Raw genomic sequence first — 14,069 nt, 5'->3', positions numbered from 1 at the left:
GTTGGTCTTAGCGAGTCAGCGGGCATGCCCATTTCAGTACCTGAATTTCAGCAGTTATTCCCGTATCAGCTTGATGAGTTTCAACAGCAAGCAATCGCTGCTTTAGATGCCAATCAATCGGTAGTCGTGTCGGCACCCACAGGGTCAGGCAAGACTATGGTGGGTGAATATGCGATCTATCGAGCATTGCAGAACGGGCAACGCGTTTTTTACACCACACCGCTAAAAGCGCTCTCGAACCAAAAGCTGAGAGACTTTCAGTACATGTTTGGTGACCAGGCGGTTGGGCTCTTGACGGGGGATCTTTCGGTTAATCGAGCGGCCCCCATTTTGGTTATGACAACGGAAATTTTCCGAAATATCCTCTATGGCACGCTGACTGATGTGGTCAATACTTCTTTGGAGGGGGTGACGTCAGTCATCTTGGATGAATGTCACTATATGAACGATCGTCAACGGGGGACGGTTTGGGAAGAGTCTATTATTTATTGCCCTGCCGATATTCAACTGATCGCTTTATCTGCGACGGTTGCCAATGCACAACAACTAGTGGATTGGATGAGCTGGGTGCATGGTCCAACACAACTGATTGAATCGGATTGGCGTCCTGTTCCTTTGGCCTATTTCTTTGCGAATGCGAAGGGACTGTTCCCACTATTGAATCAACAAGACACAGCCCTCAACCCGAGATTAAAGGCCCAGGCAAAAAAACATCATGGCCATCGTCATCAGCGTCGCGCTGATAGTCCTGATGTGATCGCTGTATTGCAGCATTTGCGCGAGCGAGAGATGTTGCCGGCAATTTATTTTATTTTTAGTCGCAAGGGCTGCGATCGCACCGTCGAATCCACGACCCACCTCAATCTTCTGAGCCCTGATGAATCAGCACAAATGCAGACGCAGATGGAGATATTTCGACAGCAGCATCCCGATGTGGGGCGGCCAGAACAATTTGCTGCGATCGCCCATGGTATTGCAGCTCATCATGCGGGCTTGCTTCCCCAGTGGAAAACCTGGGTGGAGGAACTCTTTCAGGCGGGGTTAATCAAAGTGGTGTTTGCAACGGAAACCCTAGCTGCAGGGATCAATATGCCTGCTCGCACCACCGTGATTGCCAGTTTATCCAAGCGAACGGATTTAGGCCATCGGTTACTCACCGCTTCTGAAGTCCTGCAAATGGCTGGTCGAGCAGGACGACGAGGCATGGATAATCAAGGCTATGTGATCACGGTACAAACGCCTTTTGAGGGGGCGAAGGAAGCAGCCTACCTGGCCACGATTGGACCGGATCCTTTAGTCAGCCAGTTCACACCTAGCTATGGCATGGTGCTGAACCTGCTGCAAACCCGTACCCTGGATGAGTCCAAAAGATTAATCGATAAAAGCTTCGGTCAATATATTGCCAGCGTGCAACTTTCACCTCAGAAACAAGCGATCACAGATCTGCAACAAGAGTTGACCCTGTTGCGACAAAAGCTCGGAACAATCGATGAAGAGGCTTTAAAGCGTTATCAAAAATTGCAGCAGCGCCTCAAAGAAGAGCGCCGGTTGCTAAAGATTCTGGAACAGCAAGCCCAGGAAACTCGTTCTAGTGAATTAACCCTGCTGCTGGACCATATCGAATTGGGAGCACTGTTGAGCTTGGCTCAGCCTAAATCTAGAACGCTTATTGCCAGTGTTTTTGTCGCAACTATTCCCAGCCCTGGCCATTTCCCGTATTTGGTTTGCTTGAGTCAAGACAATCACTGGTCCGTTATTTCTCGGAGTGACGTGATGCATTTGGATGGGCAGTTAGATCACTCCGCAAAAATCCAACAGCTAACGGTCCCTTCATCCCTGACTAAAAAAGGACAGTCTAAACAGGGTGATGCCATTAGCCTTCAAGTTGCAGAACAGATTCCTGACAGCACTTGGCAGCCTGCGCCAGAAGTGACACATCAACAACAGCAGTTACAAGCTGTAAAGTCTCAAATGCACCAACATCCTGCCCATACTTCTCGTCAGGATCATAGTAAGTTTCTACGGTGGCAGCGGCGGGTCACGACCCTAGAAAGACAGCTTCACGATCGAGAAACGAAATTTAATCGCCAATTTCAACATCAATGGCAAGCTTTTATTGCATTGGTAGACATTCTCCAAAAATTTCGTGGATTGGACGATGTGAACCCTACAGAGCTAGGTCAAATCACCGCAGCTTTTAGAGGGGAGAATGAACTCTGGTTAGGGTTAGCATTCAAATCGCAAGCTCTCAATACTCTCGATCCCCATATTCTTGCTGCCGTTTGTGCTGCCCTGGTGGTGGACAATACACGGCCTGATGTATGGATGAAATTCCATCCTAGCGCTACAGTTCAGCAAGCGATCAAACCCTTACGTCCACTACGGCAGCAACTGATTCAAACACAACATCGCTATGAAGTCCCCTTTCCTGTGTGCTTAGATACTGAATTAGTCGGCTTAGTCGAACAATGGGCATTAGGCCTTAGTTGGAGCGATCTATGCGATGCCACTAGCCTAGATGCAGGTGATTTAGTTCGTATTCTGCGACGTACGGTAGACTTACTCTCGCAAATCCCCTACGTACCCTATCTGTCTCAGGAGCTACAAAAAAATGCCAGACGAGCACAGCAGCTCATGAATCGTTTTCCCATTAGCGATACTAGCTTACTGCCCGAGACAGCAGTTGAAGTAGTCATGTCTGATGAAGACTTGTTACCAGAAGAACCCGTTCGTGAGTCTTCGCCTTAGGTGACAGAGGCCTGGTTTTCCTCATTAGTGGCTTCAGCATTCTCAACTTCTGCCGCGTGAGGAAGCTCTAAGCAATATCCCGCCCCATATACCGTCTTAATATACTGAGGATGTCGGGGATCTGGCTCTAGCTTGGTGCGCAAATGGCGAACATGCACCCGAATTGTTTCAATATCATCGTTAGGATCGTATCCCCAAACTTCCTGGAGAATTTCGCTGGGAGAGACGGTTTGACCATGACGTTGAAGCAGACAGTGCAGCAACTCAAACTCTAAACGAGTCAACTTAATGACTTTATCTACCCACAGAACTTCAAACCGCTCAGGCACAAGAGTAAGCGGGCCATAACTGAGGATTTCGCTATGGCGAGCCGCTTGCGGAATGCGATCAGTTCGTCGCAGTAAGGCGCGAACTCGGGCCAGCATTTCTTCTAGCTCAAAGGGCTTGGTGAGATAGTCATCGGCCCCAGCATTAAATCCTTCGACCTTATCTTGGGTCTGACTAAGGGCCGTTAACATCAGAATTGGGATATCGGCTGTCCTCTGATCACGTCGTAACCGCTGGCAAATGGTAAAACCATCGACTTTGGGAAGCATCAGGTCCAAGATGATCAAATCTGGCAGTAACTGGACGGCCAACGCTTGCCCTTTAATCCCGTCAGTTGCTTGGGCTACATCGTAGCCTGCCATTTCCAGGTTGATCGCAACCAACTCTGCAATCGCAGGATCATCATCAATAACAAGTATCCGGGTTTTCATGCAAACTGCTCAGTGTGGACAATATTAAAGAGGTGCAAGCGCATCAGTTAACAACGATTGGATCAGAAGTGCTTCTTCATGTTTAAAACAGGCTTGTAAAGATTATAAACAAGGATAATTTCATCCTTCCCACCCACTTGTCTGAATCTACAGCCCATTCTAAAAAGAAGTAAAAGCGTTTTGAGTCCACCTCAGCATAATCAAAAATCGAAGAAATTGTAAATTTTTTTGTGAAATGATCTTAAATATCTACTTTATCAAAGATTTTTAAATTTCATCTGCATGATAGAAAATGACCTCCAATAATGCAACCTACATCTGTACAAGATTAGGAGAGAACTGATCCTGCCACTTCAACATTTGGTTTTATGCCCATTAGGGATCTGAATTTCCAGTACCTTTCAAACGTTGAGAGGGGGCAAAATAGCTAATATGACCTCTTCCATAGAGTTTTCACCCTAACAAGCTTTTTGGACTACTGGAAATGAGATGGCCAATAATGACCTATCTTCAGTGTAGAGAATTCAGATAAACCATTGTGGACGGAAAAAAGAGTGGAGACCTACCAGCTTTCTTAGGGCACTGAATCTTAAGGGGGCAATCTATATCTCAGAAGCAAGCTATAAAGCGACTCCATCGTTATTTTACTCCACCTTTTGGGACCAGTCTTAAACGAGTACTCCAAGATGGTGGAGACTGACCTCATATCTTAAACCTGGCTCCTATGGCGACCTTAGCCCTAAGCATCCAAGCAAGAGTCAGCTCATTTCATGCAGCTTCAATCTACACAGATGAAAATGCTGTTCTACAATCGTTCGCCACACTTAATGACTCATGTACTTGGTAATTGCTAGCCTTTGGTCTACGAACCAAGATGGTTAAACCTATGGACCAGGGATTCCCCTTGAGTCGAGCTTAGAGAACGTGTAACGTAACATCAATATGCAGCCTGACGCTGAGTATGAAGCCACAGCAGATTCTCACTGAGATTCATCTTTATCATCCGCCTCAATCCTTGGGCCATCTCTATTTAGAAGATAGTCCCCAACCTGGCGCACAACTGGAAGTAGCGGGTCGGCAGTATACGGTCTTAGAACGGCGACATCGCTATCAACTTCAAGCTAATCATTATCAACTCCACCACATTGCGGTGTATGTGCAGCTGGCCATTGGAGCGATGAATACAATGGGTAGCATAGGCGATGAAAATTGCAAGTACAATGCTCATTCAGCTTTATTACGATGTGCGATTAATCCTGATGGCCCTTGCCAAGATTGCGCCTCTTTTCTTCCGAAGACGGATATATCGTAATTCTGAACCTGAGATCTTAAAAAGTCGCTAAACCTAATCAAACAAAGGAGTATTGTTGATGTCACCTTGGCCAGCACTCGTTAGTCTGCTTGCATTATTGCTGTATTTTGTAGTCACTATTAATGTCGGGCGTGCCCGCGCTAAATACGGCATCCCAGCTCCCCAAATGTCTGGCAATCCTGATTTTGAGCGGGTTCTACGAGTCCAGCAAAATATGCTGGAGCAGTTGATTTTCTTCCTGCCAGCTTTGTGGATATTCTGCTTCTATCTCAATCCGTTATGGGGATCGGGGCTAGGAATGCTATGGGTGGGTGGCCGTGCTCTTTATGCTTGGGGGTATTACCAAGCTGCAGAGAAACGAGGTCCTGGCTTTGCCATTGCGTCTTTAAGCAGTCTAGTACTAGTCTTAGCAGGGCTGGTTGGCGTTGTCTTAGCCTTGATACCGGCCTAGAGAGTCCCGCTATTTAACCCAAAATAATTTATACAACCCATTGGGTTAGGGATTGGCAAAACTGCTCTAGGTCTAAGGCATGGATGCGTTGATCTTGATGGGCACGTTTGCGATCGCACGCCGTATTGTATCCCCACGTCCCTAAAAACAAACCAATCTCTGCCAAATCAGATTGTTCCTTAACCTGCTCCAGTGCGGCTATTCGATCTTCCACAAACCAGATTGGGCCAGCCACTTCTGGGATTAGCAATCTTAAGGTCTCATACTTGGGGCGACGGCAATCTTTGCCATAGATGCGATCTCGGGATAAATCCACCCCCGCGTTTTTGAGTAAGGTATAAATAAATCGGCTTTCCTTAGTGCTGATAATAATGACTTCAATATCCTGACTAAGGGTTTGGAGTGCAGAAACGACCCCAGGGTAGAACTCATGTAAGGCCAACCAATTCTCTAGATCTGAGGCAATCCAGTGATCGCGGACTCCATCGACCTGTTGGACCAAGCTTTTTCGATCCAGGTCTTCCTCGACAACGATCCGATCACGGATCGAGGACCAGTCTGCTAACACCTGAGCTTCGGAAAACCCCTTCAAAATGGCGCGCAGAAGTACAGGCATTTCCCAACCCGTCTCAATCACTGGGCGCAGGTGGTAGAAATGCTCTGCTAATTCTGGAGCAGGCTCTGAAGTTGAGGTAGGCCAAATTCTGCTATAGGCCCGCCAAGTAGTGAGAAAATATTCTCGCAAACCATTGCAAAGAACACCATCAAAATCAAGGGCTATGGTTTGGGGTAAGGATAAGCTCATGGCTATAGATTAATCATGCCGCCAGCATTCCCCAGGCAAAGTGCTTACTTTTGCCTCAACTGCTAGCGTTATCAAATAAACTGGGGCGGAAGGATTCGAACCTCCGAATGCCTGGACCAAAACCAGGTGCCTTACCACTTGGCGACGCCCCAATGCGACAGTAATTTTTTCAGGCTCGAATATCTTAACAGTTTGCTTCCCCAAACTGTCAACCTTTATCTCAGACTTTCCTAAAAAAAATGACGGTCTATCGATTGTCCTTGCTAGTATGACCATAGATAAGGCCTAATCTCACAATGACTGCTAATGTTCTAGCTGCCAAAACCCGAGTTTTCGATCAATGGGCTCCCAATTACGATTGGTTGTTCACCACGGTGTTTTACCAAGCAGTCCACCAACGTCTGTTGAGCTATGTAAACTTACCGAACGATTTACCCACTGCTGCTTTGGATATGGGTTGTGGAACAGGTAAGCTCCTCAATCGTTTAGCCTCTCAATATTCACAGTTGCAGGGAACGGGACTGGATTTATCCCCAGAAATGCTGCGGCAAGCCCGTCAGGGTAACTGCCATCGTCCGCGCTTGATTTTTATCCAAGGGGCAAGTGAGGCAATGCCCTTTGCGGATAATCAGTTTCATGCAGCGTTCAGCACCATCAGTTTTTTGCATTATCCCAATCCACAACAGGTATTTATGGAAATGGGTCGTGTGCTAAAGCCTGGAGGTCAGTTCTATTTGGTAGATTACACAGCCTTTTTTGGAGTAGGCACACAGCAAAATATTGCTGGATTGGGTGGTCCTATGCATTTTTATAGTCCTCAGCAACGTGAAACGCTAGCAATGAATGCTGGTCTAACTTGTACTGCTCATCATTCGTTGTTAGGCCCTGTGTTACTCTCAGTTATTCAAAAATCCAGTCTGTCTACTTAAATTCAATTTGGATACAGCTAGTGTTGGTATCTCTTTAAAAGTGGAATGCAGGCTGTATCCAATACCAGAATTATCAAGAGACCCGAGCGACTGGCTTTGGAGTGAAGATGCACTCTGGTGTCAATGACATGGGTAGAACTAGTCCTAGATCAGACGGCTCTCTTCCAGGGGTGATCTTCTGAGGCAAGGATGGGGAATTGTAAGGACGCTCTCCCTGTCATTGTCAAAATGGCATGAGCGACCCAGAGTCCACGATCTAACGAACTCTAAGTTGGCTCTAATTGGAAAATATTTAGACTATTTTAGTGAAGGCGATGACCACAGTTTGCACAGAATTTGTCTTGCGCGGACACGGCCGTTCCACATTGACTACAAAAATTATTTTGCGTTGTTTGGGTAGCGGTTGCTGTTGTTCTCATGCTGAGGTGCATATTGCCCATACGCATTTGCATCGGCTGCATACTCATGACCATATTACCCATCGTTAGCGGTTGTAACGGTGGCATGGGAGGTATAGGAGATGTGGGGGGATGTACAATCTGCTGCAGTGGAATACTTGCGAGCGTATGCCGAGGGGGCATTGCCTCAATCGGCCGGATTTGATGATTTTGCACTAACAGAACATAATTTCCCTGCGCCGTCTCTAGCCGGATAATATGCCCTTGAAGACTTCGAAAGAGTTCTGGAGAGGTGGTCCAATGCCCAGTAGAAAAGCTGTGGCTAGTTTGTTGTTGTTGGCCAGGTGAGGCTGCAATAGCCGTAATAATGGTCTGACTGTCTTGATTCTCGAGATAAATAGTGGAGCCCGTCCCTAATTCACCGACATATGCCATACTGCATGGCTCCTTATTTAGATTGAAATTTTCACTGGTGTTATCTCTATTGTGAAGGATTGGTACTGTACTGTGATTCTTCTATGGGGTTCTTAACACAAGCCAAGATAGAGAGACGACACTCATGAGGTCCTGAACTAACATTCAGAACTATGCACACTATCTTTTGCCTGATCATCTGAAAAAATTTCTTCTCTTTCGTTGGAATAACCCATGGCATAATAGGTCGGCAACGAGGTAACGGTGGTTATGGTCAAACACTCTAAATCAGAGGATGAGCAAGATACATCTGGACAGATCAGTGGTGGAGAATTTACCTTAAAAGTCCCTGATCCAGAAGATGAAGAAATCTCTGAATTTGAGTTTCAACAACAAGTTGGTGCTGCATGGGAGGTCTGTGATCGCTTCGACTTACAGACGGATATTTGGCGGGGGCGAGTTTTGTGCGCCATTCGCGATCGCGAAAAAAATACGGGCGAAGGTCGAGGCAGTGGCTTCCTCAACTGGTTACAAGACAACGAAGTTAGCAAGAGTCAAGCCTATAGCTGGATAGAACTCGCCAATAGTGCTGATACACTTTTAGAGGCCGGACACTTAGAACCTGACTCCATCAATAATTTTAGTAAGCGAGCCTTCGTTAAAACAGCCCAGTCTGCTCCCGAAATTCAAGAATTAGTCAGTGAAACAGCCCGCCAGGGGGAGCGGATCACCACTCGAGAAGTTCAACAGCTCTCGGATGAGTGGACAACAATGACCTCAGATTTGGTTCCTGCTGAAATTAAAACCAAGGCGGCCAACCAAACTATTCCCATTCGCCATGTAGCTCCCCTCGTCAAGGAACTAGAGAAATTACCGGAAGCCCATCAGAATACAATTCAATCTGAGCTTGCCGCTAGCCCTGATCTAGATACCCTCAAACAAGCCACTGCAGAAGCCAAACAATTAGCAAAATATTTAGAGGCTTTTGGCAATGTCCAAGCCCTCACCGAGCAATCTATTGATTTAGAATCCAGCCTAGAGGAAGCACTGCGGCTAGGCTGCCTCAATATCACAGCTGACTTAGTCAACCAGGCCTCGCAACTAGAACATATGGTAGCTAAGCTTTATACCACCTGGCGACGACTGCGTCGCTTAACGGACAAACTACATAATGCATCTGGAGCCAGTACTCCCCATCTACAATCCCTATTACAGGCATTAGAGCGTCTCTATGGCGATGTTCTAGAAGTGGAACTAGGTGCATCTGGCTCTAAGCCTTCTGAGACGATTAGTATCCAGGTCTTATCCGAACCCCATGCCTCTGGCTCAGAATAAGCTGTTTAGGAGACTCAGAAGATTCTGGATCTCTCGTTTAGATATCTTTATTCTGCAAGCTTTCTGGATGCCTTGGGTCTTTGCCTTTGGTGCATTTACAGCCATTAGCTTTAGTATTGGCGCTCTGTTTGATGTCCTGCGGCGATTAACAGAAGGAACCTTATCGAGTGCTGATGCATTACAAGTGTTGGTATTACAGCTCCCTCGCTTTATGGTGCTGGCTTTACCGATGTCCATGCTTCTGGCCCCTTTGCTTACCTATAGCCAATTAGCCCAAAGGAATGAGCTAATGGCTCTTAAAGCTTGTGGGACAAGTGTATATCGCATTGTACGGCCAGTCATTTGTTTTAGCCTGATTGTGGCTGTTTCTACCCTCACCCTTAATGAGTGGATCGTTCCTCCGGCTACTGCAGCAGTCAATCGGTTGCTGGCCCAGCACCCCGCGAGTCAGATTGCAGCGATTCCTAGCCAAAATATTGTTCATAAAACCTATCGGCATCAGCGATTAATCCAGCTGTTCTATGCCCGCACTTTTGATGGTGAGGCACTCCATCAACTGACTATTTTGCAGTTTCAAGATCGTCACTTACATCACATCTGGCTAGCCCAGCAAGCCACCTGGAACACCGCTCAACAACAGTGGACATTATCCCAGGGGACTCGATATACAATCGATCCGATTTCGGGGTTGTACCAACACGTTGTTTCCTTTAAGCAGCAGCCTTTTCAAAGGATCAGTCCGCAGGAATTAGCCGAGATCACAAGCAACCCCATCAACCTGCACGAAACCGCGGTTCTGATGCGACATGTACAACAGTCAGGAAATTTACAAACGATGCAACACCTGCAAGTGCGCTGGCATTCACTGATGGCTTTTCCCTGGATCGGAGTGGGATTTACGCTTATAGGATCAGCACTAGGCTGCCAGTCAACCTCAAAGCAAGGTTCACTGGGCTTTGGGTTAAGTAGCCTGTTGATTTTTGTTTACTATACCTTCTCGTTTATCTGCCAAACCTTAGGAGATACAGGCCTCTGGTTAGCAAGCATAGCTGGCTGGCTGCCGATCGTGGTTTTAATCACCCTAGGCAGCACCTTACTTCACAACAGCAATATCCGTTCAGCGAGTTACTGAGTAAAGCCAATATCCTTTGCCCTGATTAGTCTCACAGATCTTGGGTCAACCAAACATCTATTTCTACCACTGGCTTAGATAGCGAGTGATAGAGGTTTAAAGCCATGTTTGAGAGATATTTCACCAATTTTTTCCATCTTTGCAACCGTAATTTCGTTGCGTCCCCAAGAAAAATTAGTGTGTAGCTGCTCAAATTCTAGGAGCATGGATTCCGCAAAACAGGCAAACAACTGACGATTAGGAATATTCATGTTGACAATATGCATGATCTTCCAATCAATATCCAAAGAATGTTCGACAATACCACCGTTGAGGATATGAACGTCAGGATGCTGAACTTTTGTGCCTAAATTTTTCGGATAGCCACCATCAATCATGAGACAAGGATGCTTCAAATTGTCAGCATCAATCTCGATGCCTTTTGGCATACTAGCAACCCACACAACGATATCTGCTTGGGGTAAGGCTTCTTCAATCGACATGATTTTGCCTCGACCCAGCTCAGACTGCAAGGTTTCCAGACGGCCCTGATGGCGGGCAACCAAGAGTAATTCAGCTGTGTCTGTACGAGCATCTAGCCAGCGACATACAGCACTACCAATATCGCCCGTGGCACCACAAATAGCGACAGTTGCCTTATTCAGGTCAATCCCTAGTTGTTGGGCTCCTTGCTCAACTTGGCGGCAGATAATGTAGGCCGTATGGGTATTACCGGTCGTGAAGCGTTGTAAATCTAGTTGAATATTCCGAATGCGGGTAATGCGCTGTAAATTGAAATTCTCAAAAATAATGGAAGAGAAACCACCCAAAGCAGTGATATTAATCCCATTCTTCTGAGCATGGGCCATGGCATTAACAATTTTACGAGTCGCCGCCTTGATTCTCTGGGAAGCCAGCATCTCAGGTAGGAAACAAGATTCGACATATTTGCCGTAAATGGTTTGCCCCGTAATACTTGTAACCGTAATGTCATCAACGATTTGAGGTGGGGCCATACACCAAAAATCTAAGCCTTGATCAGCGTACTCTGGATATCCTAATTCTCGGGCAACGGATTGAGCATGCTGCAAGCTGGTTAGATGACCAATTAGACCAAACATATATTTTTAGAAAGGAGCAAGCATTGCTGTTTCAAACAGGCTTACTGCGAATGTGTAAATAAAAGACTGTTGCAATAGTACACAACAATGTTACTTAATATTACAGCAAACCGTTATTTCGAACCAGAAAAAGTGATGGACATGGCGTGAAGTTAGCCAAGACGGGATAGCTGCTACCCCTGCAATAGAAAAAGCCAGACTAGAAAGCCTGACTCTTTTAGATTTAGAGAATGGCATGGCGCAGCATGCCATAAATCAGTGATGCGATGTTTATGCAGCCACAAGACCGTATGCGGACATTCGCATAATTTCTCCAGTAGAGAACCCAATATTGCTGAGGGCTTCACCGTATTGGATCATGAAGTCTTCAACTAGGGCTTCTTTTTCCATTCCTAAGACAGCTGCATCTTTGTCCACTTCGTTCAACATTCTCCAAACGATGGGAAGATTTTTGCGATTGGCTTCTTGGATTTCTGCTTTCACGTCGTCGAAGTGGGCCTTGAGCCACTCTTCACCGTAATTGAGGTGCTGATACTCATCTTTGACCACAGATTCTGTAATCTTGCGGGCAAAGTCATCGGCGACGGGGATATAGATGTTGTAGGCTGCGATCGCAAAGCACTCAATAATCAAAGACTGGATCACTAAGCAAGTTGGAACTTTATCCTCAGCCGCAGCCTCTTGGAAATTCTTATGTAAGTCGGAAAAGAAACTGCGAGCAAAGTTTAGATCGCAGGTCACTTCTAAGTTGCGACCACAGGCTTCAAACCCTTTTTTGTGACGAGCTTCCATCTTGGACAGGCGGATAAAGTCGTCTTGGTGATCAGGCAGCATTTCGCCAAGACGAATATAGTTTTCATGAGCTTCTTGCTCACCTTCGATCACAATACCGTCAATCCGACTGTAAGCATCTTTGTAGGTGTCACTATAGAAGTCAATTTCTGAAATAGCCTGAGTTTGGGGCATATCTAACTAATCTCCTGATACATTCCTGTTTATACTGCGTCAACAACGTGACCTTAAAGTCTAATTCTAAAAAATATAGTTCTAATCTTTTTCAGTCTACTTCAAGGAGCAAAAGTCTCATGCTGTCATCCTGATTATACTAATCCTAAGTAAATTTGCTCAGAATTTAATCAGTAAAAGAAGGTAAGTCATTGGCAGTCTACCTTCTAAGGATTATGGATGACTCGTCAAGATAAAGGGGGAACTAAAATGGCAAAATCCTTCCCCAAGGTATTCCTTATACCTGTGAACCATCAGTATCTTTAGGCTTTGCTAGATACCTCTCAATTAAGATAATGGCCACAATGTCATCGATAGGATGATTAATCTTGCGTAAACTTTGGGGAATGAGACGATGGATGCCTTGAGGCGGGTAAAGCTGCCAATATTTGCCTCGGGCTTCTAAGGTGCTATAGCGTTCATCGACCTGAATAATGTCAAGATTAAGTGCATATTTTTCGACCAGAACGTGCAGCCATTCTTTTGAAGTGGTCTGATTCCCCATTACTAATAAGGAGATTGGATAGGTTTGGCGCAAAGTATTAATAGAATCAATTACTTGAGAAGCTGCCACAACCTGATGCCAGTGAATAGTCTGGTCTCCCCCCATGACGGCCAATCCACATTTTTGTCGTCCTGGATCAAATCCCAGAATCATGGACGAATCTACGATGATTGTGGGTTCAGAGGTCGGAGATATATCGTCTATCATTCCGTTATGTTTTGACGATCTTTTGTTGTCTAACTTTAGTGCCAATTGCTATGACAGACGTGAATGAATTGAGCGCTTCACAAAATCTGTCATAGACACCAAAGATCCAGAGCAGCTTAGGTTAAGATGTACAGTGGACTTTGATGTCTATCCAAACAACATAGACTAGGAGAGGTGGCAGAGTTGGTCGATTGCGTCTGACTTGAAATCAGATGAGCCCGTAAGGGTTCCGGAGGTTCGAATCCTCTCCTCTCCGTTTTAATAAAAATAGTTGTAATCGTTGAGATTGAGGTATACAAAACCACCTCAGCGCAACTACTCACAGAAAATCGGCATTAGATTGTGGTCTAATGCCGATTAGTATCACTTGGATCCAATAATACTCAACCAGATTGAAGCTGCTGAATCCCTGAGACTAGCTGCTCTTCACCGAGGAACTTATGCCACAAGCGCCCCAGTTTCCTGGCTTCATCAGACTTTTCTGTAGCTACTTCATACATGCGACGTGGGCGTCCGCGGCCTTCAACTTTTTGCCAATAACCTCTGATTACACCTTCATCTTCTAAGAATTTGAGGGCACTATACAGTACCGTATCTGACAAACGATACAACGGATGGTTATTCTCTACGAGCTGGATCAAGGCTGTTCCATAGGAGTCACCATGGTCAATCAGCACGGATAATACGTAGCAAACGGCTACTTCTTTACTGAGATAAATAGGTGGTGGTTCTTGAAAATATCGATAAATATCTTGGAATTTCATGTGCTGTCACTTCGTAAATAAGGTGAATAATGATGCGGAAACTAATGACGATGGTTAATCGTCATGTTCCATGAGCCTGTCTAGAGAAGTTGCTCGGAAGACGCCATTAGCCCTTCATACGCCCCCGTGTCTTTGCCCTATAGACGACAAACACTAAGAGCACAGAAGTTACTGCTCTCCAAGAATGACAGCCCTAAAAGCGTTAC

General features: G+C 45.8%; 13 protein-coding genes and 2 tRNA genes. 7 read left to right on the top strand and 8 right to left on the bottom strand.

Going from position 1 to position 14,069, the window contains the following annotated elements:
- The first annotated feature begins 24 nt into the window (after window positions 1–24).
- Window positions 25–2,748 carry a DEAD/DEAH box helicase gene (locus I1H34_RS04400; RefSeq protein WP_212664523.1) on the top strand — a complete coding sequence of 908 codons (2,724 nt, stop codon included), beginning with the start codon at window positions 25–27 and terminating at the stop codon, window positions 2,746–2,748.
- On the opposite strand, the gene I1H34_RS04395 is transcribed toward I1H34_RS04400, so the two are convergent.
- Complete coding sequence (locus tag I1H34_RS04395; RefSeq protein WP_212664522.1) at window positions 2,745–3,506, bottom strand: response regulator transcription factor; 762 nt, start codon at window positions 3,504–3,506, stop codon at window positions 2,745–2,747. The genes I1H34_RS04400 and I1H34_RS04395 overlap by 4 nt on opposite strands.
- Window positions 3,507–4,467: 961 nt before the next feature.
- On the opposite strand from I1H34_RS04395, the gene I1H34_RS04390 reads away from it, so the two are divergent.
- Window positions 4,468–4,818 carry a DUF6464 family protein gene (locus I1H34_RS04390; protein WP_212664521.1) on the top strand — a complete coding sequence of 117 codons (351 nt, stop codon included), beginning with the start codon at window positions 4,468–4,470 and terminating at the stop codon, window positions 4,816–4,818.
- 58 nt (window positions 4,819–4,876) lie between these two features.
- Window positions 4,877–5,269, top strand: a complete 393-nt coding sequence (locus tag I1H34_RS04385) for an MAPEG family protein (RefSeq protein WP_212664520.1) — start codon at window positions 4,877–4,879, stop codon at window positions 5,267–5,269.
- A 28-nt stretch (window positions 5,270–5,297) separates the two neighbouring features.
- Here I1H34_RS04385 and I1H34_RS04380 read toward each other — a convergent pair whose 3' ends face one another.
- Together I1H34_RS04380 and I1H34_RS04375 are read right to left on the bottom strand one after the other, a co-directional pair.
- On the bottom strand, window positions 5,298–6,074 hold the full coding sequence (locus tag I1H34_RS04380) for an HAD family hydrolase (RefSeq protein WP_212664519.1): 777 nt from the start codon (window positions 6,072–6,074) through the stop codon (window positions 5,298–5,300).
- Window positions 6,075–6,154: 80 nt separating this feature from the next.
- Window positions 6,155–6,226: transfer RNA gene (locus tag I1H34_RS04375), tRNA-Gln, on the bottom strand.
- 144 nt (window positions 6,227–6,370) lie between these two features.
- Between I1H34_RS04375 and I1H34_RS04370 the strand changes: the two genes are divergently transcribed.
- Window positions 6,371–7,003, top strand: a complete 633-nt coding sequence (locus tag I1H34_RS04370; RefSeq protein ID WP_212664518.1) for a class I SAM-dependent methyltransferase — start codon at window positions 6,371–6,373, stop codon at window positions 7,001–7,003.
- A gap of 302 nt (window positions 7,004–7,305) precedes the next feature.
- Here I1H34_RS04370 and I1H34_RS04365 read toward each other — a convergent pair whose 3' ends face one another.
- Entirely contained in the window at window positions 7,306–7,836 is a 531-nt protein-coding gene (locus tag I1H34_RS04365) for a zinc ribbon domain-containing protein (protein ID WP_212664517.1), read from the bottom strand.
- 249 nt (window positions 7,837–8,085) lie between these two features.
- Between I1H34_RS04365 and I1H34_RS04360 the strand changes: the two genes are divergently transcribed.
- Together I1H34_RS04360 and I1H34_RS04355 are read left to right on the top strand one after the other, a co-directional pair.
- Window positions 8,086–9,150, top strand: coding sequence for a hypothetical protein (locus I1H34_RS04360; RefSeq protein WP_212664516.1), 1,065 nt, complete (start codon window positions 8,086–8,088; stop codon window positions 9,148–9,150).
- Between the two features lie 67 nt (window positions 9,151–9,217).
- Window positions 9,218–10,282, top strand: coding sequence for an LptF/LptG family permease (locus I1H34_RS04355; RefSeq protein ID WP_249369793.1), 1,065 nt, complete (start codon window positions 9,218–9,220; stop codon window positions 10,280–10,282).
- 74 nt (window positions 10,283–10,356) lie between these two features.
- On the opposite strand, the gene I1H34_RS04350 is transcribed toward I1H34_RS04355, so the two are convergent.
- The 3 genes from I1H34_RS04350 to ruvX all read right to left on the bottom strand — a co-directional run bounded on the left by I1H34_RS04350 (window position 10,357) and on the right by ruvX (window position 13,099).
- On the bottom strand, window positions 10,357–11,382 hold the full coding sequence (locus I1H34_RS04350) for a long-chain acyl-[acyl-carrier-protein] reductase (RefSeq protein WP_212664514.1): 1,026 nt from the start codon (window positions 11,380–11,382) through the stop codon (window positions 10,357–10,359).
- 270 nt (window positions 11,383–11,652) lie between these two features.
- A complete protein-coding gene (locus I1H34_RS04345) occupies window positions 11,653–12,348 on the bottom strand; it encodes an aldehyde oxygenase (deformylating) (protein ID WP_212664513.1) in 696 nt (231 codons plus the stop codon).
- Window positions 12,349–12,625: 277 nt separating this feature from the next.
- Window positions 12,626–13,099: a Holliday junction resolvase RuvX gene (gene ruvX, locus I1H34_RS04340; protein WP_249369791.1), complete on the bottom strand. Its 474-nt coding sequence runs from the start codon at window positions 13,097–13,099 to the stop codon at window positions 12,626–12,628.
- A 168-nt stretch (window positions 13,100–13,267) separates the two neighbouring features.
- Here ruvX and I1H34_RS04335 point away from each other — a divergent pair.
- Window positions 13,268–13,355, top strand: a tRNA-Ser gene (locus I1H34_RS04335).
- 127 nt (window positions 13,356–13,482) lie between these two features.
- Here I1H34_RS04335 and I1H34_RS04330 read toward each other — a convergent pair.
- Complete coding sequence (locus I1H34_RS04330) at window positions 13,483–13,863, bottom strand: PadR family transcriptional regulator (RefSeq protein ID WP_212664512.1); 381 nt, start codon at window positions 13,861–13,863, stop codon at window positions 13,483–13,485.
- Between the last annotated feature and the right edge of the window lie 206 nt (window positions 13,864–14,069).

The sequence above is a fragment of the Acaryochloris marina S15 genome (assembly GCF_018336915.1).
Lineage (GTDB): Bacteria > Cyanobacteriota > Cyanobacteriia > Thermosynechococcales > Thermosynechococcaceae > Acaryochloris > Acaryochloris marina_A.
The sequence above is the reverse complement of the archived record's forward strand: the minus strand, read 5'-3'. Positions and strand labels throughout refer to the sequence as shown.